27 protein-coding genes and 1 pseudogene are annotated in these 23,162 nt (G+C 52.5%); 15 read left to right on the top strand and 13 right to left on the bottom strand.

The window, feature by feature from the left end; translation table 11 throughout:
* Position 1: 1 nt before the first annotated feature.
* The gene (locus tag ACOZIO_RS17755; protein ID WP_129991972.1) at positions 2-1,600 is read right to left on the bottom strand and encodes an APC family permease; all 1,599 of its coding nucleotides are present in this window, start codon (positions 1,598-1,600) and stop codon (positions 2-4) included.
* 413 nt (positions 1,601-2,013) lie between these two features.
* Between ACOZIO_RS17755 and ACOZIO_RS17750 the strand changes: the two genes are divergently transcribed.
* From ACOZIO_RS17750 to ACOZIO_RS17740, 3 genes are all read left to right on the top strand, one after another.
* Positions 2,014-3,474, top strand: coding sequence for an NAD-dependent succinate-semialdehyde dehydrogenase (locus ACOZIO_RS17750; RefSeq protein WP_129954748.1), 1,461 nt, complete (start codon positions 2,014-2,016; stop codon positions 3,472-3,474).
* Between the two features lie 76 nt (positions 3,475-3,550).
* A complete protein-coding gene (locus ACOZIO_RS17745) occupies positions 3,551-4,000 on the top strand; it encodes a ribonuclease domain-containing protein (protein WP_421595548.1) in 450 nt (149 codons plus the stop codon).
* Between the two features lie 5 nt (positions 4,001-4,005).
* Positions 4,006-4,299, top strand: coding sequence for a barstar family protein (locus ACOZIO_RS17740; protein WP_129954857.1), 294 nt, complete (start codon positions 4,006-4,008; stop codon positions 4,297-4,299).
* Between the two features lie 52 nt (positions 4,300-4,351).
* On the opposite strand, the gene yjgA is transcribed toward ACOZIO_RS17740, so the two are convergent.
* A complete protein-coding gene (gene yjgA, locus ACOZIO_RS17735; RefSeq protein ID WP_129954746.1) occupies positions 4,352-4,903 on the bottom strand; it encodes a ribosome biogenesis factor YjgA in 552 nt (183 codons plus the stop codon).
* 226 nt (positions 4,904-5,129) lie between these two features.
* Here yjgA and pmbA point away from each other — a divergent pair, with 226 nt between their 5' ends.
* Together pmbA and cybC are read left to right on the top strand one after the other, a co-directional pair.
* On the top strand, positions 5,130-6,470 hold the full coding sequence (gene pmbA / locus ACOZIO_RS17730; RefSeq protein WP_421595547.1) for a metalloprotease PmbA: 1,341 nt from the start codon (positions 5,130-5,132) through the stop codon (positions 6,468-6,470).
* A gap of 146 nt (positions 6,471-6,616) precedes the next feature.
* The gene (cybC, locus tag ACOZIO_RS17725) at positions 6,617-7,003 is read left to right on the top strand and encodes a cytochrome b562 (protein ID WP_129954744.1); all 387 of its coding nucleotides are present in this window, start codon (positions 6,617-6,619) and stop codon (positions 7,001-7,003) included.
* Positions 7,004-7,446: 443 nt separating this feature from the next.
* Here cybC and rnk read toward each other — a convergent pair whose 3' ends face one another.
* Positions 7,447-7,857, bottom strand: a complete 411-nt coding sequence (gene rnk / locus ACOZIO_RS17720) for a nucleoside diphosphate kinase regulator (protein ID WP_421595546.1) — start codon at positions 7,855-7,857, stop codon at positions 7,447-7,449.
* Positions 7,858-8,256: 399 nt separating this feature from the next.
* Between rnk and ACOZIO_RS17715 the strand changes: the two genes are divergently transcribed.
* The 10 genes and pseudogenes from ACOZIO_RS17715 (at position 8,257) to ACOZIO_RS17670 (ending at position 16,007) form a co-directional block, all read left to right on the top strand.
* Positions 8,257-8,607 (top strand): PRD domain-containing protein, encoded by a 351-nt coding sequence (locus ACOZIO_RS17715; RefSeq protein WP_217138165.1) that lies wholly within the window; start codon positions 8,257-8,259, stop codon positions 8,605-8,607.
* Between the two features lie 46 nt (positions 8,608-8,653).
* Positions 8,654-9,019, top strand: a complete 366-nt coding sequence (locus ACOZIO_RS17710) for an SFCGS family glycine-rich protein (RefSeq protein ID WP_120508349.1) — start codon at positions 8,654-8,656, stop codon at positions 9,017-9,019.
* Complete coding sequence (locus tag ACOZIO_RS17705) at positions 9,019-9,318, top strand: DUF4312 family protein (RefSeq protein WP_129954742.1); 300 nt, start codon at positions 9,019-9,021, stop codon at positions 9,316-9,318. Before ACOZIO_RS17710 ends, ACOZIO_RS17705 begins: the two co-directional genes overlap by 1 nt.
* 32 nt (positions 9,319-9,350) lie before the next feature.
* A complete protein-coding gene (locus tag ACOZIO_RS17700) occupies positions 9,351-10,127 on the top strand; it encodes a DUF4311 domain-containing protein (RefSeq protein ID WP_129954741.1) in 777 nt (258 codons plus the stop codon).
* Between the two features lie 12 nt (positions 10,128-10,139).
* Positions 10,140-10,787, top strand: coding sequence for a DUF4310 family protein (locus tag ACOZIO_RS17695; protein WP_129954740.1), 648 nt, complete (start codon positions 10,140-10,142; stop codon positions 10,785-10,787).
* 71 nt (positions 10,788-10,858) lie between these two features.
* Positions 10,859-11,992 carry an amidohydrolase/deacetylase family metallohydrolase gene (locus ACOZIO_RS17690; RefSeq protein ID WP_217138166.1) on the top strand — a complete coding sequence of 378 codons (1,134 nt, stop codon included), beginning with the start codon at positions 10,859-10,861 and terminating at the stop codon, positions 11,990-11,992.
* The gene (locus ACOZIO_RS17685) at positions 11,982-13,109 is read left to right on the top strand and encodes a DgaE family pyridoxal phosphate-dependent ammonia lyase (RefSeq protein WP_129991976.1); all 1,128 of its coding nucleotides are present in this window, start codon (positions 11,982-11,984) and stop codon (positions 13,107-13,109) included. Before ACOZIO_RS17690 ends, ACOZIO_RS17685 begins: the two co-directional genes overlap by 11 nt.
* Positions 13,106-13,846, top strand: a complete 741-nt coding sequence (gene dagF / locus ACOZIO_RS17680; protein WP_421595545.1) for a 2-dehydro-3-deoxy-phosphogluconate aldolase — start codon at positions 13,106-13,108, stop codon at positions 13,844-13,846. Before ACOZIO_RS17685 ends, dagF begins: the two co-directional genes overlap by 4 nt.
* 17 nt (positions 13,847-13,863) lie before the next feature.
* Positions 13,864-14,006, top strand: a pseudogene (locus ACOZIO_RS17675) (beta-propeller fold lactonase family protein); the annotation flags it as partial.
* A gap of 81 nt (positions 14,007-14,087) precedes the next feature.
* Positions 14,088-16,007 (top strand): BglG family transcription antiterminator, encoded by a 1,920-nt coding sequence (locus ACOZIO_RS17670; protein ID WP_129954736.1) that lies wholly within the window; start codon positions 14,088-14,090, stop codon positions 16,005-16,007.
* 133 nt (positions 16,008-16,140) lie between these two features.
* On the opposite strand, the gene npr is transcribed toward ACOZIO_RS17670, so the two are convergent.
* The 10 genes from npr to kdsD form a co-directional block, all read right to left on the bottom strand.
* Positions 16,141-16,413, bottom strand: coding sequence for a PTS phosphocarrier protein NPr (npr, locus tag ACOZIO_RS17665; RefSeq protein ID WP_120131579.1), 273 nt, complete (start codon positions 16,411-16,413; stop codon positions 16,141-16,143).
* Positions 16,410-17,264, bottom strand: a complete 855-nt coding sequence (gene rapZ / locus ACOZIO_RS17660; protein WP_129954735.1) for an RNase adapter RapZ — start codon at positions 17,262-17,264, stop codon at positions 16,410-16,412. Before rapZ ends, npr begins: the two co-directional genes overlap by 4 nt.
* A 67-nt stretch (positions 17,265-17,331) precedes the next feature.
* Positions 17,332-17,814: a PTS IIA-like nitrogen regulatory protein PtsN gene (gene ptsN, locus ACOZIO_RS17655; RefSeq protein ID WP_173362074.1), complete on the bottom strand. Its 483-nt coding sequence runs from the start codon at positions 17,812-17,814 to the stop codon at positions 17,332-17,334.
* Positions 17,815-17,912: 98 nt separating this feature from the next.
* The gene (gene hpf / locus ACOZIO_RS17650) at positions 17,913-18,200 is read right to left on the bottom strand and encodes a ribosome hibernation promoting factor (protein WP_013577259.1); all 288 of its coding nucleotides are present in this window, start codon (positions 18,198-18,200) and stop codon (positions 17,913-17,915) included.
* A gap of 23 nt (positions 18,201-18,223) precedes the next feature.
* Positions 18,224-19,657, bottom strand: coding sequence for an RNA polymerase factor sigma-54 (gene rpoN / locus ACOZIO_RS17645; protein ID WP_129954734.1), 1,434 nt, complete (start codon positions 19,655-19,657; stop codon positions 18,224-18,226).
* 101 nt (positions 19,658-19,758) lie between these two features.
* Positions 19,759-20,484, bottom strand: coding sequence for an LPS export ABC transporter ATP-binding protein (gene lptB, locus ACOZIO_RS17640; protein WP_013577257.1), 726 nt, complete (start codon positions 20,482-20,484; stop codon positions 19,759-19,761).
* A 6-nt stretch (positions 20,485-20,490) separates the two neighbouring features.
* A complete protein-coding gene (gene lptA, locus ACOZIO_RS17635; RefSeq protein ID WP_015698896.1) occupies positions 20,491-21,048 on the bottom strand; it encodes a lipopolysaccharide ABC transporter substrate-binding protein LptA in 558 nt (185 codons plus the stop codon).
* On the bottom strand, positions 21,026-21,595 hold the full coding sequence (lptC, locus tag ACOZIO_RS17630; protein WP_129954732.1) for an LPS export ABC transporter periplasmic protein LptC: 570 nt from the start codon (positions 21,593-21,595) through the stop codon (positions 21,026-21,028). The genes lptA and lptC overlap by 23 nt, the downstream gene beginning before the upstream one ends.
* The gene (gene kdsC, locus ACOZIO_RS17625) at positions 21,592-22,158 is read right to left on the bottom strand and encodes a 3-deoxy-manno-octulosonate-8-phosphatase KdsC (RefSeq protein ID WP_129954731.1); all 567 of its coding nucleotides are present in this window, start codon (positions 22,156-22,158) and stop codon (positions 21,592-21,594) included. The genes lptC and kdsC overlap by 4 nt, the downstream gene beginning before the upstream one ends.
* A gap of 16 nt (positions 22,159-22,174) precedes the next feature.
* Complete coding sequence (gene kdsD, locus ACOZIO_RS17620; protein ID WP_129954730.1) at positions 22,175-23,161, bottom strand: arabinose-5-phosphate isomerase KdsD; 987 nt, start codon at positions 23,159-23,161, stop codon at positions 22,175-22,177.
* Position 23,162: the final 1 nt, after the last annotated feature.

Genomic DNA, 23,162 nt, shown 5'->3' with positions numbered 1-23,162 from the left:
ACTATGCGACACGGGTCTCGCGTCGCGGGCTGACGGGCGGGTCTTCTTCCTCCATATCCGGCGGGATTTCCAGTTTTTCATGTCCGGAAGCCACACCCCAGTAATAGCAAACCAGCGTCGCGATAACCACCAGCACCATATCCAGCGGGCTTGAAATGGTGCCGGTGCCACCGTAAGTCCCGAAATAAGAGAGAATGAAAATGGCGATGTAATACGCCAGCAACCACCATGCGCTCCGGACATCACGTTTGAAATGCTGATCTTTCTTACCAAACAACACATACGCCATCCAGGCAATCACCAGTATCGGGATCAGCAGCTCATTCACTGACCAGCCGCTCCAGTAAATCAGCAGGGTACTGGCGACAAATGCCAGCGGGCTGAGCAGGGCGAAAACCGGCAGTCGGAACGGACGCGGCAAATCGGGCAACCGTGAGCGCATAACACCGGCATTGACCGGGCCGGGCATATAGGTAAACACGGTGGCGGAAGTGACGGCACCAATCAGCCCGCCCCAGACCTGAAACTCAGACGGCAGCGTCCACGCAATCGCCAGTATCAGCGACAGCCAGAGGGCGCCGCGTGGTACGCCAGATTTCGGATCGACCTTGGCGAAAATCGAAAACAGATGACCATTCTTTGCCCAGGCAAACAGCACGCGGGAAGCCCCGGCGAGATAGATATTTCCGGTACCTGCCGGTGAAATCACTGCATCAATCAGGATCAGGTTGATCAGCCACGTTATGCCCAGGCTGCGGGCCAGATCGGCATACGGAGACTGGAAGATAGTTTTCAGCCCCACCCAGCCGTGTGCGCTGAGAATGTCGGTTGGTACCGCACCCATAAAGGCGAACTGCAACAGAATGTAGATAACAAAACTGATGCCGATAGCCAGCATGATGGCGATCGGGATATTGCGCTGCGGGTTTTTCGCCTCACTGGCGAAATCCACCGCCTGGCGGAATCCGAGATACGCAAACACAATTCCTGCGCCGGTCAGGGAGGAGAATATACCGTGGATCCCCCCCGGTGCGGTACCTGGCACGCTCAGGTTGCCGCCATGGAAATAGCCAAATAAGGTGACGATCACCATCAGCGGCACAATGAATTTGAACGTCGTGATGATGGTGTTGATGCGCCCGAAGAAACTGACGCTCCAGTAGTTAAGCAGGAAGAAACACACCAGGAGAACGATTTGCATCACAAAGCCGAGGCGGGTCGGGCTGCCGTCGGACTGACCTAACGCGGGCCACCAGTACATGGCATATTGCCGCACAGCTTCCACCTCCACGCCCGCCGTGCTGGTATACGCCAGTAAGGAACTTACACCGATCACAAAACCGACCACATTCCCATGGGTGTAATTCGGATAGCGTACAAAGCCACCCGCCCGCGGAATAGCCGCTGAAAGCTCGGCGAATACCAGCCCGATCAACAGCACCATCACGGCACCCAGCAACCAGGCCCAGCCGGTTAAACCACCCGCATAGCCGGAACTGGTGAGTGCCGCATAGAGCCATCCTGAACCGATCATGGATCCGACACCAAGCAAGGTCAGATCCACCAGGCCTAATTTTTTTTTCAAAGTCCCCTGAGTCATAGGATCCTCTTTAGGGTTGAAGAGTTGGGAAGACGGCAGAAATCTTCACTGCCAAAAAAGGGAATTAGCACCCGCGCCGGGATTGCGCGGTCAGAGGGTATTGAGCATGAACCATGCCAGTAATGTGATTTTCGCCACACAGCACCGTGGCGGGCGTAAATACACAGTGCTTATGGTTTGCATGCTATCTGATGGCGCAAAAAGATCGCACAGAGGTCACGCGGTGCACCTGTGTGGGGCAGGAAAAACATCAGGGTTATGCGGATATTTTCCACAATCTCAGCAGAAAAGCCCGGTGTAACTGAATGTTACAAGCACAGAACGCTAAACGCCTTGTGACCTCGTCCCGGTTTTTAGCGTCTATACTTACTGCCATATTCCGTTTTGAATGGCATAAATCAGGAGGATCCCTTATGTCTGCCCAGATTGAAAAACTCTCCGCACATCCTTTATTTAAGACCGGCTATTTTGCTGGCGGTAAATGGCTTGAGGCCAAAGACACCTTCGATGTGCTGGATCCGGCAACCGGCGAGGTGGTCGCCAAAGTGGCAAAGGCCGGAAAGGCGGAAACGGAAGCTGCAGTGAAGGCGGCCAGCGACGCTTTTCCACAATGGCGTAAAACCACGGCGAAAGCGCGTTCTGAAATCTTGCATCGCTGGTATGAACTGATGCTGGAAAATAAACAATTCCTGGGTGAACTGATGGTTGCCGAGCAGGGCAAGCCGCTGAAAGAGGCATTGGGTGAAGTCGATTACGCTGCAAGCTATCTGCAATGGTTCAGCGAAGAGGCCAAACGTGCCAACGGCGAAATCATTCCTCCGGCCAAATCCGGCTCACGCATCCTGGCGACACGCGAACCGGTCGGCGTGGTGGCGGCAATCACGCCATGGAATTTCCCGCTGGCGATGCTGACCCGCAAACTGGGACCGGCGCTGGCGGCAGGTTGTACCGGCCTCATCAAACCGGCCAGTAACACTCCGCTGTCTGCATTTGCTTTGTTGCAACTGGCACAGGATGCGGGCGTACCGGACGGTGTGATCAACGGCGTGGCCGGTGACACCGGTGCTATCAGTGAAGTGATTATGACCAGCGACGCGGTACGTAAAGTCTCCTTTACCGGCTCGACGGAAATCGGCAAAACATTAGTACGCAACAGCGCCGACACCATGAAGAAAGTGTCAATGGAACTGGGCGGTAATGCCCCCTATATCGTGTTTGACGATGCCGACATTGAGGCGGCCGTGCAGGGCGCGATCACCTGTAAATTCCGCAATTCCGGTCAGGTCTGTGTATGTATCAACCGCATTTACGTGCAGGACGGGGTGTACGAGGCATTTACCTCACGGCTGGTGGAAGAAGTGCGCAAACTGAAAGTCGGCAACGGCATGGACGAAGGTGTGATTGTCGGGCCACTGATCAATATCAAGGGGCTGGAGAAAGTCGAAGAACACGTCAGGGACGCGCTGGAGAAAGGCGCACGCCTGATGGAGGGCGGTCAGCGGCATAAACTCGGTGGCAACTTCTTCCAGCCGACAGTGATTATTGATGTTACCGATGACATGAAAGTGGCGCATGAAGAAACCTTCGGCCCGCTGGCGGCCTGTTTCCGTTTCAAAACGGAAGAAGAAGTGATTAAGCGCGCCAACGATACACCTTTCGGGCTGGCGGCGTATTTCTACAGCCAGAATCTGCAACGTATTTTCCGTGTCGCGGATGCCATAGAAAGCGGGATGATCGGCATTAACGAATGCGCGATTTCCAACGAAGCCGCGCCTTTTGGTGGCGTAAAAGAATCCGGCCTGGGACGTGAAGGTTCGGTGCTGGGACTGGAAGAATATTTGCAGGTGAAAACGCTGCATTTAGGGAACCTTTAAGTCAGCTTTCCAGAAGCTGTTTTTTAAGAAACAATAAACAGGAACATATTCATTCGGCTTAATACAAAGGACGTCAATGAAGGCATTTAACGGGCTGCGTTCGCGCACTCTGGTGATGGCAGCCGCCGTGGTTTTTGCGCTGTGCGGTATCGCGGGGCAGGTTGTCGCTAAATCGACATATAATCAGGGCACAATAGTCCCGGGTACCGATGAGCAAACAGTGATCAGCTATTTGCGCCAGAATCATCAATTGCCTGAAAATTACATCACCAAGAAAAAGGCACGCGAAGCGGGCTGGGATGCCCGTGCCGGGAATTTATGTGAGGTATTACCCGGTAAAGCGATTGGCGGTGACCGGTTCTCAAACCGGGAAGGGCGTTTGCCTTCGGCGTATAAAAGGGTGTGGCATGAAGCGGATATTAACTATCGCTGCGGGCGTCGCGGGGCAGACCGGGTGTTGTTTGCCAGCGACGGGCTGATTTATGTCAGTAAAGACCATTATCAGAACTTCGTTCGGGTGGAGTAATGTCGATGAATAAAATGAGCTTCGATTTTAATCACATCCCGGATTTACCCGCATTCTACCGTGAGTTCGTCCGTCAGCTTGAACTGACCGACAGCTTTGGTGCGAATCTGGATGCACTCTGGGATGAGGTGACGGGCGGAATAACACTGCCGGTTGAGATAGATTTCATTAATCTGAATGCCAGCCGTAAACGTCGTTTCGGCGCATTGATTCTGTTGTTTGAAGAAGCGGAAGAAGAACTGGAAGGCGAGCTGCGGCTGAACTTACTGGAGAAACCGGTCGCAAAGGCCAAAGGCTGAAAAGAAAAAACCCGCCATTTTCGGTTAAGTAAAAAGGCGGGCTTTTGTTTTTTTATTCCTGACCTTCAGCCAGTTCGCGCAGATACTGGAAAATCTGGCGGTAAGATTTCGGCGGCTTGTTTGCGGCTTTTTCTTTCTGCGCGTTACGGATCAGCGCACGCAGTTGCTGGCGGTCGGCTTCCGGATACAATTCCAAAACCGGCGGGATCGCATCATCACCTTCTTCGACCAGACGATCTCGCAGCATTTCCAGTTTATGGAACAGTGACACCTGCTGGTTATGGCGGTTTTTCAGCTTATCCAGCGCCGTCTGGATCGGTTCAACATCACGTGAACGCAGCATTTTACCGATCAGTTGTAACTGGCGGCGACGGCCTTCTTTCTTGATCTTCTGCGCTAAGTCGATGGCTGCACGCAGATCGTCGTCCAGCGGCAGTTTGTCCAGCGAGTTTTTACCCAGCTCAACCATTTCCGCACCGAGATCTTTCAGCGCCTCGGCGTCACGTTTGATTTCACTTTTACTGACCCAGATGATTTCATCATCATCGTCGTTCTCGTTGGTTTCGGGAACGTCATCGTGCCAGTCGTCAATTTTCTTTGTCATGGGCGCTTCCTCTTAACGAGGTAATCCTGTCAGTTTGATTGTGCTTTATTGCTTCGGCGGCATTATGCAGGGTTATGCCGCATACATCCATGTTCTGTTGCAACTTTGGGCATAACAACGCCGGTGTGAATGCGAAATTATGGCGAGTCTCTGTTAGACTCAAAGATATTAGTTTCTGAATACCCGTGTAGAACAACCTCTTAATCTCATAAGCGATGGCATGCCGATGAATGTAGTCAATCAAGTTGCGCAGCAGCGTAAAACCCTGGAACAGGCCGTATCTCAGGCGCTGGAACTGGCGAAAGCGGGTTCAGATGCCGCCGAAGTTGCGGTCAGCAAAACCACCGGTATCGGCGTCAGCACCCGTTTTGGCGAGGTCGAAAATGTTGAATTCAACAGCGACGGCGCACTGGGGATTACCGTTTATTATCAGAACCGTAAAGGCAGCGCGTCTTCTACTGATTTAAGCCCGGATGCCATTTCCCGCACCGTGCAGGCAGCGCTGGATATTGCCCGTTATACTTCGCCGGATCCGTTCGCGGGTGTGGCGGACAAAGAGATGCTGGCATTTGATGCGCCGGATTTGGATTTATTCCACCCGGAAGAGTTGGATCCGGATCGCTGTATCGAGCTGGCCGCCCGTGCTGAACAGGCGGCTTTGCAGGCTGATAAGCGCATCACCAATACCGAAGGTGGCAGTTTCAACAGCCATTACGGTATCCGCGTTTTTGGCAACAGCCACGGCATGTTGCAGAGCTATTGCTCAACGCGTCATTCCATTTCCGCCTCAGTGATTGCTGAACACGAAGGTGACATGGAGCGCGACTATGCGTATTCCATCGCCCGCAAAATGAGTGATCTGAAAGACCCTGAGTGGGTTGGCAACGAGTGCGCCCGCCGCACCTTGTCACGTCTGGCTCCGCGCAAATTACCCACCATGCAGGCACCGGTATTGTTTGCTTCCGAAGTGGCGACCGGTCTGTTCGGGCATCTGGTGGGCGCGATCAGCGGCGGCAGCATTTACCGTAAGTCGTCTTTCCTGCTCGACAGCCTCGGCAAGCAAATTCTGCCGGACTGGCTGACTATTGAAGAGCATCCGCACCTGTTGCAGGGACTGGCTTCCACGCCCTTCGACAGCGAAGGTGTGCGCACCGAGCGTCGTGATATCGTCAAAGACGGCGTGCTGCAAAACTGGCTGATGACCTGTTATTCCGCCCGTAAACTGGGTCTGCAAACCACCGGTCACGCGGGCGGCATCCACAACTGGCGCATCGCGGGTCAGGGGGATGATTTCGCAGGCATGCTGCGTAAACTGGATAAAGGCCTGGTCGTCACTGAGCTGATGGGACAGGGCGTCAGTGGCGTCACCGGTGATTACTCACGTGGCGCGGCCGGTTTCTGGGTCGAGAATGGTGAAATTCAATATCCGGTTAGCGAAATCACCATTGCCGGTAATCTGAAAGATATGTGGCGCAACATGGTCGCGATTGGTAGCGATATCGAGACTCGCAGCAATATCCAGTGTGGTTCCGTGCTGTTACCCGCAATGAAAATCGCTGGCGAATAACCCTTCCTGAAGCAGCGGTCGCCCGATCGCTGCTTTAATTCTTTACAAAAAATTCATGCCGTTTTTCTCTCTCTCAGCTTATTTTTATAAAGCCTTACAAGTAATGTCGTTTTATCTAACAAATAAATAACAACAGAGAGAAAATCATGCGTAAACAACTGATGGCGTTAGCGGTGATAGCCCTGCTCGGAAGCAGCACGGCAGCACTGGCAGCAGATTTAGAAACGGACATGGACACCATTGCTGATAACTACGGCAAGGTTTTGAAAACCAACGATCAGGCCGAGCTGACGACGGGTCTGGCAAACATGAAAGCGGCTGCCGAAGACGCGAAAAAAGCGACGCCACCAAAACTGAAAGGTAAAGCCCCTGACAGCCCTGAAATACAGGATTATCACAAAGGGCTGGATACGTTGATCGGACAGATTGATAAGGCGTCAGAACTGGCGAAAGCCGGAAAGATTGATGAAGCGAAGAAAGAAGCGGAAGGGTTTAAAGCCACAAGGAATGAGAACCACAAGAAGTTTAAGTAAGCAGATGGCCGGTGTCTGAGCGGCATTCTCAATGCTGAGGGCGGTGAAAGTTTCGGTTTTTTAATCGCGGTGATCGCTCGGTCTTTCGCGCCGAAACCGACCAAAGAGGGCTAAGACGAGCCCTCTTTGGAATTTCCACGTCTTAAACTGCGCGCTCCGCTCGCTGGCTATGTTTCAGATTTCCAGCCTGTCTCCGCGTTACCTGAAACATAGCCGCCAGCGACAGCGCGCAGTAAAAAAGCGGAGGGAGATCCAAGAGGGAGTAAGCACTTCTCCCTCTTGGGCGGTTTCGGCGCTGCGCGTTAAGCGATCACCGCAGGTGAGAAACCGAAATGTTCTCGGTCTTTAGTAAAGCTGTGCAGCGGCTTCTGCATATGAGAAACCGAAATTTTCTCATTCTTAAGTAAAGCCGCCATTGCAGCGGCTTCTGCAAAAGAAAACCCTTAACGTCTCAGCTCTCCCGCTGCCTCCGGCTGAAACAACAACTCCAGCACGGTAATATCACTCTCAGTACCATTGGGCATTTCCCACGTAATGCTTTCGCCCACGCGCAGCCCCAGCAGCGCAGCACCGAGCGGAGCCATCACCGATAATTGCTCGTTGCTGTCCTGCAATGCTGCCGGATACACCAGCGTGCGGATGTGTTCTTCGCCGTCTTTACCTTCTGTAAAGCGCACCTTGCTGTTCATCGTGACCACATCGGCCGGAATTTGCTCAGGCGGCAAAATCTCTGCGCGATCTAACTCTTCGTTCAGTGCATTGGCCACCGGGCTGTTGGCAAAGGCCGGTTGTGCCAGCAGTGTATCCAGGCGTTCTGCGTCAAGTTCGTTGATGATCAGTGTCGGTTTACTCATAACATTCTCCGTGGTTCCTTTTGCATCACCCGCCTCATGCGGGTGGGGTGCCGGTCGGCAAAAAATAACACCCCCGCGGGTGAGCGCGGGGGTGTCGGTAATTTGCATGGGTTCTTTGATACTAGGCATTCTCAGGCGGAAATGAAAGCATTGTGTGGGAATTAATCCGTATTGCGAAAATTCCGATTACCAGCGAAATACGCTGCTACATGCCGCAATATTCAGTGATATGGCGACTTAACTTTTCGTTTTGCGAATGAGATCTGCTCAGCGCATCGTATTTCCACTTCGAACTGGAAAAAGACCCTCTACACAGGAAATGTACGCGGGGTTAGGGTAAAGACAGACAAAATAAACGGCTGGAAATAGTGAGTCAGACAAGGAGAGAGGTAATCGCGAGTGAATAACGCAAGCGCATCTGTGAACGGGGTCGGGCGGATTGAATTGAATGATGCGGCGGCGATAACAGAGCAAGTATTAAAGGATATTCAGGCGATGCAAAGTGCAAAGAATATCTACACCACAGATGTTCAGTTGCAGATGTTAACGTCACACGTTAAAGCCATGGTATTACGCTCTATTACCGGCGAGCCGTTACCTGATGTCGAGAAAGATTTATTTGATGAAATTTCTGCCGAGTCCATGCAAATGGCAGAGGAAGTGGTCAGCTGGTTTGGAAATTTACCGATTGAGGAGGCGTATTTACTCTCGGTGCATTTCGAAGTCGCAAGAGATAATGAGCCTGAATAAATTTTACTGAAAATTTAGTGAATTAATTAATCCGGAGATGTGAAACATGGGACAAGTATTAGTGGTGATCGGCGACCGTTTAGGGAAGGGCCAGAAAGTGGCAGCAGGCGTGGAAGCAGCGGGTGGCAAAGCCATTGTTGTCCCTGGCATGGCAGCAGATATGAAACTCGGCGATGTGATGAAAGCAGAGGGTGCCAGCTTAGGTATTTCTTTCTGCGGCAGTGGCGGTGCGGGTGCGATTACCGCACAAAACAAATACGGATATAAAGCTAAATATGGGATGCGCTCCGTGGATGAAGGAGTTACGGCAATTAACGAAGGCTGTCTGGTATTAGGGTTCGGCTTTATGGATAAAGAAGAACTGGGGCAGCGTCTGGTTGAAGCTTATAACAAGAAGTATGGTCAGGCGTAATGAAGCAACAATTAACCACGACGGTCCGGGTTGAAGGAAAAGGCGAAAATAAGGCTGCCGCCTTTTCTTCCGCACTGAGTCAGGTTCAGAGAACGGTTCTCAAGTCATCTGCCAATAATGTCTTGCTACGCATTGAACCGCAGGACGTCAAGATAATAAAGGCAGAAGAATCAGTCAAAAGGGAAAAGTTTCTGTTCTTTTTTCTGGCCAGGGAAAGAAAGAGTTATTACGTGGCGTTAGACATTACCGTCAACCTGACTGTTATTAATACGGAACAGGTAGTTTTTGTCACGAAATAAAAACGTTAGCTATAAATGACAAGGATATACTGATGTTTTTAATTATTTTATTTAAGTCGCTTATTATCGGCGGACTGGTCGGTGTGGGCGTAGGTGCGGGTGCCGCACGTATGTTTCATGCACCCACCGTGCAGGGAATGGGGGCTTTTCGTACGCTTGGGGAATTAAACTCTTGTGAAGGCGATCCGGCTTCACATTTCTCCTTTGGTCTCGGCTTCTTCTTCAACGCCTGGGCTTCTTCCGTGGCGGCAGGTTCTTTCACTCAGGACGTTGACCACCGCATTATTCCTCACTGGGCAACCGCCGCCCTGATGTTCAAAAACCGCAATGTGGCTGAAACCCTGCACGACCCGCGCAAGATGGCAATTGCGGGCGGCATCATCGGCATGATTGTGGTCGCCTTCCTCAACACTACCGCCTCTGCGGTACCTGCAGCGTTACAGGTTACGGCAATTAAAGTGCTGGTACCTGCGGCTAACCTGTTGGTAAACACCGTGATGCCGGTAATTTTCTGGCTGGCGGCAATCGATGCAGGGCGTCGTTCCGGTTTCTGGGCCACCATTTTTGGCGGTATGGCGCAGATGATCATGGGTAACGCCGTGCCGGGTCTGGTGCTGGGTATTCTGATTGGTAAAGGTGTTGAAGAAAGCGGCTGGAACCACGTCACCAAAGTGATGATGGCGGCGATTATCGCGCTGTTTGTCCTCAGCGGCTTCTTCCGCGGGTTCGACGTCAAGCTGTTGCAGTCATTCATGCTGGACGTCCCGACATGGCTGAACGGCATTCACAATTCACTCAGCGGTAAGTAAGGGAGCATGACAATGGAAGAACAAGCCAAACGTGGTTTCTGGTACGCCGAGTGGTCGTTCCCGATCTTTGTCGGACTGCTGTCTTCCGGCGTTTTCGCCGGGACACATATGTATTACCTGTACGGCATCGGCGCGTTTAACGAAGTGGCCTTTGTGTCGATGCTACGTTCCGGCATGGACACCGGCGTGTACGGCGCAGTGGCGGCTTTCGGTGCCAGTTTCCTGTTTGCCCGCATCATCGAAGGCTCGCTGGTCGGTATTCTCGATATCGGCGGCGCGATCCAGACCGGTATCGGCCTGGGCGTTCCGGCACTGTTGCTCGGCGCCGGGATCATCTTTCCGGTGGCGAACTTCGCGGCCTCACTGGTGACCGGCCTGATCCTCGGGTTAGCCGTGGGATACATCATCATTCTGGCGCGTAAATTTACCATCAATCAGAGCAATTCAACCTACGGTGCTGACGTCATGATGGGCGCGGGTAACGCCTCGGGCCGCTTCCTCGGGCCGCTGATTATCCTGTCAGCCATGGCGGCATCGATTCCTATCGGTCTGGGCTCGCTGATGGGTGCGCTGGGTTTCTATTTGTGGCAGAAGCCGATTACCGGTGGTGCCATTCTCGGTGCAATGGTGCTGGGCGCTATCTTCCCTGTTTCACTGTAGCAACAGCAGCGGATCAGCGGTAAACGGGCGTCAGGAGCACTCCTGATGCCCGAGGTTATGGAGAATGTCGTATGTATGACTTAATCATCCGGCAGGCATTACGCGCAGACGGTAGCCTGACTGATATTGCAATTCACGACGGCAAATTTGCCGCCATTGGCACACTGGCCCCCGGTGCCACTGCCCGCCAGACTCTCGATCTGCAGGGTAAGGTTTACGCCAGCGCTGGCTGGATCGATTCCCATGTTCACTGTTACCCGAAATCGCCGATTTATCATGATGAAGCTGATCTGATCGGGGTCGCCTGCGGTGTCACCACCGTGGCGGATGCCGGCAGCACCGGTGCAAATGATATCGACGATTTCTATCAGATCACCCGTAAGGCGAAAACCAATGTTTATGCTTTCCTGAATATCGCCCGCACCGGCATTGTGACGCAAAACGAACTGGCGGATATGACGCAGATTGACAAGATCGGCGTGCGTGATGCCATCGCGCGAAATCCCGGTTTTATCATTGGTATCAAAGCACGCATGAGCAGCAGCGTGGTCGGGCAGAACGGCCTGAAACCGCTGGTGCGCGCCAAAGAAATACAGCAGGAAAATGCTCCTCTGCCGCTGATGGTGCATATCGGCAATAACCCGCCGAACCTCGATGAAATCGCTGATTTGCTGACCTCAGGTGACATCATTACTCACTGTTATAACGGCAAGCCGAACCGCATTCTCTCGCCGGAAGGCGTACTGCGCGACTCCGTTAAGCGTGCGCTCAGCCGTGGCGTGTTGCTGGATGTCGGTCATGGCACTGCGAGTTTCAGCTTTGAAGTGGCAGAACTGGCTATTAAGCAGGGCATTTTGCCGCACACCATCAGCTCCGATATTTATTGCCGCAACCGCCTGAACGGGCCGGTTCATAGTCTGGCGACCGTAATGTCGAAGTTCTTCAGCGTCGGCATGACATTGCCACAGGTCATTGATTGCGTGACCACTCACGCCGCCGGTGCACTCTGTCTGCCTGCCAAAGGCCGTCTGGACGCAGGCGCAGATGCCGATCTGACACTGTTCGAGTTACGTCAGGCACCGCAGGTATTTATTGATTCCGAAGGAAAGTCCGCGAAGGGCGAAAGTGTGCTGGTGCCCCTGGCCGCCGTGGTCGCGGGTGTCATCCTGTTAACCGAAGAAGGGAAATCTGCTCATGTCTTCTGAACAATCTTTATATGAAAAATATGATTTAAAACAGGTTATTAACGCATCAGGTCGCATGACGGCACTGGGTGTTTCTACTCCGCGCGAGGAAGTGGCAGCGGTAGTGAATACCGGTCTGAATCATTACTTTGAAATGAAAGACCTGGTGAACAAAACCGGCGCTTACATCGCGAAATTGCTTCACGTCGAAAGCGCGGTGGTTGTCTCCTGCGCCTCGGCCGGGATCGCGCAATCTGTCGCGGCGGTGATTGTGAAAGATGATGCCTGGCTGCTGGAAAACCTGCATGCCGCGCCGCTGGACATTCCGCACGACATCGTGCTGCCAAAAGGCCACAACGTGAATTTCGGTGCGCCGGTCGCAACGATGGTGACGATGGGCGGCGGCAAGGTAGTGGAAGCCGGTTATGCCAACGAATGTTCTGCCGCGCAACTTGCCGCCTGCATTACGCCGCGCACGGCCGCAATCATGTACATCAAATCACACCACTCGGTGCAGAAAAGTATTTTATCAGTCGCCGAAGCCGCCGAAGTGGCGCGTGCACATAACGTGCCGCTGATCGTCGATGCTGCCGCTGAAGAAGATCTGACGTGTTATTACGAAACGGGTGCGGATCTGGTGATTTACAGCGGTGCTAAAGCCATCGAAGGGCCGACCAGTGGCCTGGTGCTCGGTAAAAAACAGTATGTCGAATGGGTAAAACTGCAATCCGGCGGCATTGGCCGTGCGATGAAAGTCGGCAAAGAAGGCATTCTCGGCCTGACGCAGGCGATCGAAAGCTATCTCACCCTGCCGAAAACCACCGGACAGGAAATGGTCGACAAGATGACGCCATTCATTGCCAGCCTGAACGAAATTAAGGGTGTGACTGGCCGCGTGGTCTGGGACAGCGCCGGACGTGATATCGCCCGCACGGAAATTACTTTCGATGAAGCCGTACTCGGCTGGAAAACCAAAGCCATTGTGGACGCCATGAAGAGCGGCGATATCGCGATTTATTTTCGTGGTTACCGGGCCAATGAAGGCAAGATTGAAGTCGACGTACGCAGCGTAACGCCGCCTCAGCTTGCCATCGTCGCACAACGTTTTAAACAACTTTTCAAGGGAGACAACGCATGAAGCTGACTCCGAACTTCTACCGTGACCGTGTGTGTCTGAACGTTCTGGCCGGCTCAAAAAACAATGCGCGTGATATCTATGAAGCCGCAGAAGGCCACGTGCTGGTCGGCGTGCTGTCAAAAAATTACGCGGATGTGGCCAGCGCGGTAGCGGATATGAAGGAATATGCGGCGCTGATTGAAAACGCTTTGTCCGTCGGGTTAGGCGCAGGCGATCCGCGTCAGTCGCTGATGGTCAGCCAGATTTCTGCACAGGTTCAGCCGCAACACGTCAACCAGGTCTTTACCGGTGTCGGCACCAGCCGTGCCTTGCTGGGGCAGAACGACAGCGTGGTGAACGGTCTGATTTCGCCAACCGGTAAACCCGGCTTTGTGAAGATCAATACCGGACCACTGAGTTCAGCTTCTGCGGATGCCATCGTGCCGGTGGAAACCGCCATTGCGCTGCTGAAAGATATGGGCGGCAGCTCGGTGAAATATTTCCCGATGGGCGGCCTGAAAACCCGCGAGGAATTCGCGGCTGTGGCCCGTGCCTGTGCGGAACAGGATTTCTGGCTGGAGCCGACCGGCGGTATCGACCTGGAAAACTTCGAGCCGATTATGGAAATCGCGCTGGCGGCAGGTGTCACCAAAATCATCCCGCATATTTACAGCTCGATCATCGACAGTGCATCGGGTAATACGCGTCCTGAGGATGTGAAAACCCTGCTGGCCAGCGTCAGAAAACTGGTGGGTTAAGGTTCTGACACTTGCTGCCGGAGGACAAATATATTTACGCAATGAATCAACGAAGCGATAACATCACCAGATTCAAGGTATCAGCCGAAAGCGGCACGCTGTCTTTTCCGATAGTTATGTGACGGTGGGCAGCCCCTCACCGAGGGTGATGGTGCCTTAAATGGCGCGGCAACAGTGACACCCCCGTTCGCGACACGCATTTGCTGTGAACGGGGGCCCGTTGAAACGAACTGGAAGAACTATGGTGAGATTTCCCAATCAACGTCTGGCGCAACTGTTTGATGCGCTGCAAACCGAAACGCTGCCTCAGGACGAACTGGCAAAACGTCTGTCGGTGTCGACGCGAACGGTTCGTGCGGATATCACTGCGCTTAATGAAATCATCGCAGACTATGGCGCGACTTTTATACACAGTCGTGGCAGCGGATATCAGCTGCGGATTGATGACCATGGCCTGTTCTCGTCGTTGCAGCAATCGACACAACCTAAACCGAATCCGACACCCCGCACCGCCGCCGGGCGGGTGAAGACGTTGTTGATCCGCTTTTTGACTTCTGCCTTTTCATTAAAGCTGGAAGATCTGGCCGATGAATGGTTTGTCAGCCGCGGAACTCTGCAAAATGATATGGCTGAGGTAAGGGAGCATCTGGCCCGCTATCACCTGAATATCGAAACCAAGCCGCGCTATGGCATGAAGCTGTTTGGCGCTGAGCTGGCAATCCGTGCCTGCCTGACTGACCTGCTGTTTCAGCTCGATGCTGAAGAACAAACCAATCCGCTGCTCAAATCGGAAAGCCTGGAACCGGAAGCGCTGGTGCCACTGACGCGCTTTATGCATCAGCTTCTGAGTCAGTCTTCTATTCAGCTAACTGATGAGGGCGAGCACTATCTGATCCTTTATTGTGCGGTGGCCATTAAGCGTATCGCCAGGGGCTATCCGCTGACTGATTTTGATGCCGAAGATGGCGACCCGGCGGTGAAACAGGTTTCTGTAAGGCTGGCGGCAGAGCTGAAAGCGCTGGTCGGCAAGGAAATTCCTGCCTCTGAAGAGGCGTATCTGCGGGTGAATATCGCCGCGCGTCGCGTACAGCAAATTCTGCCGACAGACATCAATGCAGATGATGATGAATCGCTGGTCGATTACATCCTTTCGTATATCAACTCGCACTATAACTATGATTTGCAAGGCGATAAGCAGCTGCGTGCTGATCTGCTGACGCACATTAAGACCATGATTACGCGGGTGAAGTATCAGATTAATATTCCCAATCCGCTGCTAAACAACATCAAACAGCATTATCCGATGGCCTATGACGTCACGCTGGCGGCGGTTTCAAGCTGGGGGAAATACACGCCGTATACACTCAGCGAAAACGAGATTGGTTTTCTGGTGCTGCACATCGGCGTCGGGCTGGAGCGGCATTACAATATCGGCTACCAGCGACACCCGCAGGTGATGCTGGTATGTGATACCGGCAATTCGACAATCCGCATGATTCAGGCGCAGATTAATCGCAAGTATCCGCAACTGGTGATGAAGCAGGTTGTGACGTTGCGTGATTATGAGCAACTGGAACACATCGACGAAGATTTTATTATTTCCAATGCCCGCATCAGTGAGAAAAATAAGCCGGTGGTGGTGCTGTCGCCATTCCCGACCGAATACCAAATGGAGCAGCTCGGTAAACTGGTTCTGGTAGACCGCACGCGGCCTTATATGCTGGAAAAATTCTTCGACGAAAAACATTTTATGATCATCAATGAACCGATGACGCAGGCGGAGTTATTCCGCCATGTGTGCTCGCAGCTGGAAGCGGAAGGTTATGTCGATCAGGCGTTTTATCCGTCGGTGGTAGAGCGTGAAGAGATTGTCTCGACCATGCTGGGTGAAGGCATTGCGCTGCCGCACTCGCTGGGGTTGCTGGCAAAGAAAACCGTGGTAATCACGTTGCTCTCTCCCCAGGGCATTGCATGGGGTGAAGGGGAGACCGCACACGTAATTTTCCTGCTGGCGATCAGCAAAGCAGATTATGAAGAGGCGATGGCGATTTACGATTTATTCGTGACGTTTGTGCGGGAACGCTCAATGAGCCGTTTGCTGAGCAGTGAGAATTTTGAAAGCTTCAAGGCAATTGCAATAGATTGCCTTTCACGCATTTAAAATCTTACTTATCCCCAAAATAGTTCGAGTTGAGGAAGGTGGCAAACGAAGGAGTCCCGATGAGCTTACACGGGTAAGTGATTCGGGTAACTGAGCGCAGCCAACGCACCTGCAACTTGAAATATGACGGGGATTAGTCCTCGTCAAAACCGGAGTTGATCAGATTTACGACAGCGGTGAGCGCCTGTTCTTCGTCGGGCCCCGTGGCTTCGATTTCGATTTTCTGGCCTTTCGGGGAGTCGAGCATCAGCAGCGCGATAACACTGCTGGCTTCCGCTTCTATGCCCGTGCCGTTGCGCAGCATAACTTCTGATTCAAAGCTCTGCACCAGTTCAAACAATTTCATTGCCGGTCGGGCGTGCATGCCTAACCGGTTTTTGATTTCTACCGTTTGTTTCACCGTCATGATTTGCGTTTTTCCAGCGTGCGATGGCGGGACTGCACATTCTTCCCGCGGGAACGGAAATAGTCGGCCAGTTGCTCTGCGATGTACACCGAACGGTGTTTACCGCCGGTACAGCCAATGGCGACGGTCAGATAGCTGCGGTTGTTGGTTTCCAGCATTGGCAGCCACTGTTCGAGGTAGCTGCGGGTCTGGTAGATAAAGTTATGCACTTCAGTATGACGGTCGAGGAACGCTGCCACCGGCTTATCAAGGCCGGTCATCGGACGCAGTTTCGGATCCCAGTGCGGGTTTGGCAGAAAACGGACGTCGAAGACGTAATCCGCATCAATCGGTATGCCGTGTTTGAAGCCGAAGGATTCGAATACCATGGTCAGTTCGCGCTCGCGTTTACCCAGCAGACGGGTACGCAGCATTTCTGCCAGTTCATGAACGGACATTTCGGAGGTATCGATGATCAGATCCGCCGACGAACGCAGCGGTTCGAGCAGATCGGCTTCTTCATCAATGGCACTTTCGAGGGACAAATTTTTGCTGGAAAGCGGGTGCAGACGACGGGTGTCGCTGTAACGGCGGATCAAAGTATTACGGTCGGCATCAAGGAATAACAGCTGCGGCGAAAAACTCTCCGGCAGTTGTGACATCGCATGCTCATAAACTTCGGGTGTTTCCGGCATGTTACGGACGTCAATGCTCACGGCCGCTGACGTATTACGTTCAACGAGTGTCTGGGCAAGCTGCGGCAATAACACCACCGGTAAATTGTCCACACAGTAAAAACCCATGTCTTCTAATGCCCGTAGGGCAACCGACTTCCCGGAACCGGAACGGCCGCTGACAATCATCAGCACCATGGTGACACTCCCCTGGCATTCAGTGTTCAGAATTCATTTTCCCGGCACCGTACCGGGAATCAGCAATTTATTCGTTTTCAGTCATTATCTGGAACAGTTCTTCGTCGCTTTGCGCACCACGCAGACGGCGACATACTGTTTTATCAGCTAATTTCTTCGCGACTAAAGATAATGTATGTAAATGGGTTTTACATTGATCTGCCGGTACCAGCAAGGCAAAAAGCAAATCTACCGGCTGATTATCGATGGCGTCAAAAGCAATCGGCTGTTCAAGCTGAATGAACACGCCAACGGCACGTAAAGTGTCTTCTTCCAGCTTACCGTGCGGGATGGCGATCCCGGCACCGATCCCGGTGCTCCCCATACGTTCGCGGGTCAAAATAGCGTCGAAAATCACCTGTGGCGACAAATTTAATTGTTTGGCGGCCAGCTCGCTGATGATTTCCAGTGCGCGTTTTTTGCTGGCGCAATGAACGCCGCTTTTGGTGCATTCGGCATTAAGCACCGACGTTAATTGCATTGCAGTATCGTTAATCATGTCATCTTTCACTTTTGCGCTGTTTCACCCTTAAAGCTATATCGGCTCGTTTCCCGAAGGTCACAAGCCGATGCCCGAAGGTTTGTAGCACAGGGTTGGCTACATGAATGTCAGTGCTGTTTCAGTTTGTCTTTATGTTTATTCAGCTGTCGGGCCAGTTTATCAACCAGCCCGTCAATCGCTGCGTACATATCCTGATGTTCCGAGGTGGCATGTAATTCGCCTCCGTTCACATGCAAAGTGGCTTCCGCTACTTTCTGCACCTTTTCCACGCTCAACACCACATACACCTGATTAATCCTGTCGAAATACTGCTCGAGCTTAGCCAGTTTCGACGTGATGAACTCTCTCAGGGGATCCGTGATCTCAATGTGATGTCCGGTAATGTTGAGCTGCATAATGTCTTCCTTCTCTGTTGAGGTCAAACTAACTGTTTACGTTGGTTTGAGGGCGGGATGGACAAAGACTCTCGGTATTTGGCGACAGTCCGGCGCGCAACCATAATTCCCTGATCGGAAAGCAGGGTTGCTAACTTGCTGTCACTGAGCGGTTTTACAGGATTCTCCGCTGCGATTAATTTCTTCACCAGCGCCCGGATCGCGGTTGACGATGCCTCGCCGCCGCTGTCTGTACTGACATGGCTGGAGAAGAAATACTTCAGTTCGAAAATACCACGCGGACTGTGCAGGAACTTTTGTGTCGTCACGCGTGAAATCGTCGATTCGTGCATTTCCACGGCACTGGCAATATCGGCCAGCACCATAGGTTTCATAAATTCTTCACCCAGTTCAAAGAACGCCTGCTGCTGCTCAACGATGCAGCGCGTCACTTTCAACAGCGTGTCGTTACGGCTTTCCAGGCTTTTAATTAACCACTTGGCTTCCTGCAGATTGCTGCGGATAAATTGCCCGTCGCTGTCGCTGCGTGTGGAGTTACCCATCGCGGCGTACTGCTGGTTAATCTTCAGACGCGGAATGCTGTCGGAATTGAGTTCTACCGTCCAGACCCCTGACACTTTACGCACCAGCACATCCGGGATCACGTATTCGGATTCGCCGGTATTGATCGACTGACCCGGACGCGGATCCAGAGACTGGATCAGAAGCATCGCTCCTTTGAGTGTATCTTCTTTTAACCGGGTTGATCGCATAAGTGCGCGGAAATCATGGTTCGCCAGCAAATCGAGATGTTCGCTGATGATAAGACGGGCTTCAGTGATGAAAGGCGTGTCAGTGGCATATTGAGACAGCTGGATCAGCAGACAATCGCGCAGGTCACGTGCTGCCACCCCCACCGGATCAAAACGCTGAACGCGTTTAAGCACGGCCTCAACTTCGTCCATCGTGATGTTTTCATCACCGACGCTTTCGAGGATGTCTTCAAGGGAGACGGTCAGGTAACCGGTGTCATCCACCGCATCGACAATTGATGTGGCAATCGCGGCATCAGTATCAGAAAACGGCGTCAGCTCAACCTGCCACATCAGGTAATCCTGAAGGGTCTGGGTGGTTTCACCCTGATAAATGGGCAGCTCGTCGTCGCTGTAATCATTACCGGTACCGGACGGCGTGCCTGCGGTGTAAATCTCATCCCAGGTCGCGTCGAGCGGCAATTCTTCCGGCATATCTTTTTGCTCGAGCGCCTCGCGGGTGTCTAACCCCTCGCTGTCGGTGGCTTCTACCGAGTCGATTTCTTCATGAAGGTCAGTTTGTTCCAACAGAGGGTTGCTCTCCAGCGCGAGTTGGATCTCCTGCTGGAGCTCAAGCGTGGACAGTTGCAACAAGCGGATGGCCTGTTGTAACTGGGGAGTCATAGCCAGTTGTTGGCTGAGTCTGAGTTGCAAACCTTGCTTCATATCTTGGCTTAATTCCGTTGATGAGTGAAAACGGCAACACTTCTGTCAGAGACGGCCTGTTTCAGTGTAGGTGGAAACAGGCACGGTTCCGGCGGCACAGATCACAGACGGAATTCTTCACCAAGATAAACACGTTTAACTTGTTCATCAGCAAGAATGTCGGCTGGCGTGCCGTGGGCAATCAATTTCCCCTGACTGACAATATACGCGCGTTCACAAACGTCGAGTGTTTCGCGCACGTTATGGTCAGTGATCAGTACGCCGAGGCCGCTGTCACGTAAATGCTCAATGATTTTTTTAATGTCGATAACGGAAATCGGGTCAACCCCGGCGAACGGTTCATCCAGCAGGATGAATTTAGGGTTTGCTGCCAGCGCACGGGCAATTTCCACACGACGTCGTTCACCACCGGACAGTGACTGACCGAGGTTATCGCGCAAATGAGAAATATGGAACTCTTCCATTAATTCATTCGCGCGGTCATTACGCTGTTCTTTGGTCAGATCATCACGGATCTGCAGCACCGCCATCAGGTTATCAAATACACTGAGACGACGGAATATGGAGGCTTCCTGCGGAAGATAACCAATACCGCGACGGGCGCGGGTATGCAGCGGCAGCAGGCTGATGTCTTCATCATCAACGATGATACGGCCCGCATCGCGCTGGACAATGCCCACGACCATGTAAAAGGTGGTGGTTTTACCCGCACCATTTGGGCCCAATAACCCGACGATTTCACCCGAGTTGACCATCAGGCTGACATCTTCAACGACCTTACGGCCTTTGTATGCCTTGGCGAGATTCTCTGCGATTAATTTAGCCATAAAATATCAGTTACTCTTTTTGGTCGGCTGGCCGCCCGCTGCAGGCGTTTTTTGTTGCAGCTGCGAAGGGACCAGAACGGTCGTCACACGGTTACCCTTATCACTAAAAGCTTCCATTTGCTGTTTCTGTACCAGATAAGTAATGCGGTCGCCTTTCACATTGCTGTCCAGTTGCTCAAGGTAAGCATTGCCGGTCAGCGTGACGAGGTCATTTTCCACTTCGTAGCGGACTTTCTGGGCATGGCCTTTTACCGGCTTACCGTTGTCCTGCATCTGATAGAACGTCACCGGGTTACCGTAACCTTCTACCACTTCTTTACCGGACACACCCTGCGGACGTATCACCACCACTTTATCGGCTTTAACCTGGATCGTGCCCTGATTCACCACCACATTGCCGGTAAACGTCGCGGTATTGGTGTTGACGTCAAGTGCCTGATTTGCCGAGTCAATGGTGATCGGTTTCGTTGTGTCGTCTTTTAAGGCAAATGCCGGAACGCTGACGGCTAACAATGAGCTGACGATCAGAAGATCACGGATTTTATTTTTTGCTTTGAATTTCATAGGAAGTCGATACCTTTTCGATCAGCTCTGCTGTTTTATCACGCAGATTACCACGCATTTTCATGCCGTTAGATGTAAAACCTGTACCATAAAGCGTCACTTCATCGTCTGAGGCAACGTCCTGTGTCGTCAGGTTAACCTGTGCATTGTCCGTTTTGATTCTTTGCAGCTGTGATGTCTCAGGCGTCAGGCTATCGGCCTGCACATGCCCATAGAGATAAAGCATCTTATCCTGAGTCAGTTTCGCTTTATCGGAACGTAATACCCAGGTGGCTACTTTGTTCTTGTCATACATGGTCGCGACCGGATGAGTAAACCACGACACCTGATCCGTGGTGTAATATTTTACCTCGTCTGACACCAGTTTATACGTCAGGCTGCCCATCGGGTCATATACCATCGTAACGGTGTGGGAAGTCTGATAAGTCGGATCCTGATCGTTAACCACCTGCGGAACATCATCGCTGTTGTCAGACAATGACCAGCCAATCAGCACCAGGACAATGGCGGTAAGCGCCAGAATAACCCAAAGTTTTGCTTTACTCATATCGACAGCCCTTTGGCGTCCTCCAGCTTGCCCTGCGCCAGCAGAATCAAATCACACAGTTCGCGAACTGCACCACGCCCGCCAGCGATACGGGTAACATAATGCGCTTTTGGTAACAAAACAGGATGTGCATCCTGAACCGCCACAGAAAGACCCACTTCGGCCATCACCGGCCAGTCAATCAGGTCATCACCAATGTATGCCACTTCTTCGGCCCGAAGAGACAGTGTATCTAACAGTTCGCGGAAGGCCAAAAGCTTATCCGACTGGCCCTGATACAAGTGGCGAATACCCAGAGTTTTAGCGCGATCTTCCAGTAATTTTGCATTGCGGCCTGTAATAATCGCGACTTCGATGCCGGATGTCAGCAGGCAGCGGATACCGTAACCATCGCGAACGTTGAAACTTTTCAGCTCTTCTCCCTGATTTCCCATATAGATCAGGCCATCAGACATGACGCCATCGACATCGCAAATCAGCAGGCGGACCGCTTTCGCCCGTTCAAGCACTTGCGTACTGACCGGACCGTAGCAGGTTTCCGCCAGGGCTGCGCTATTACTCATTTAGGGAATTCCTCAATTAAACTACGCCAGCGCGCAGCATATCGTGCATATGTAACACACCCAGCAACTGGTCACCATCAGCAACCATCACACACGTGATGTGTTTGTCCTGCATTAAATTCAGCGCATCAACTGCCAGCAGTGACGGACGTACGCGAATGCCGCCTGTCGTCATCACATCCGCAATTGATGCCGTATTGATGTTGACACCCATATCAAAGATGCGTCGCAAATCCCCATCGGTAAAAATCCCTTCGATTTTCATCAAATCGTTGCAGATAACCGTCATGCCCAGATTTTTACGGGTGATTTCCAGCAACGCATCCCGTAACGACGCCTCGCGGCTGACGTGCGGGATCTCATCTCCGGTGTGCATGATATCGCTGACGCGAAGCAACAGCTTGCGACCCAGTGCTCCGCCAGGGTGTGACAGGGCGAAATCTTCCGGTGTGAACCCGCGAGCTTCCAGCAGTGCGACAGCCAGAGCATCGCCCATCACCAGCACCGCTGTGGTGCTGCTGGTCGGTGCCAGCCCCAGCGGGCAGGCTTCTTTGGGCACTTTTACACAAAGATGGACATCCGCCGCTTTTCCCATCGTGCTTTCAGGGTTAGACGTCATGCAGATAAGCGTAATGCCCAGGCGTTTGAGTACCGGAATCAGCCCCAGAATTTCATGGGCTTCACCGGAGTTGGAAATCAGAATGACGACATCCTGCTTTGACACCATGCCCAGGTCACCGTGGCTGGCTTCACCGGGATGCACAAAGAAGGCCGGCGTGCCTGTACTGGCAAAGGTGGCGGCCATCTTACGGCCAATATGACCGGATTTGCCCATGCCCATGACAACGACTTTGCCATTGCAGGCGAAAATTTTTTCGCAGGCGCGGGTAAAATCACCGTTAATGTATTGATCTAACTGCTCAAGTCCTTCACGTTCTGTTTTCAGTACATCACGTCCGACGGCCTGAAAATCAAAACCGGGGGCGAAGGTATCGTTAGCCATA

The organism is Rahnella sp. PD4, assembly GCF_049199325.1.
In the GTDB taxonomy this organism is placed as follows: Bacteria; Pseudomonadota; Gammaproteobacteria; order Enterobacterales; family Enterobacteriaceae; genus Rahnella; species Rahnella perminowiae.
The sequence above is the reverse complement of the archived record's forward strand: the minus strand, read 5'-3'. Positions and strand labels throughout refer to the sequence as shown.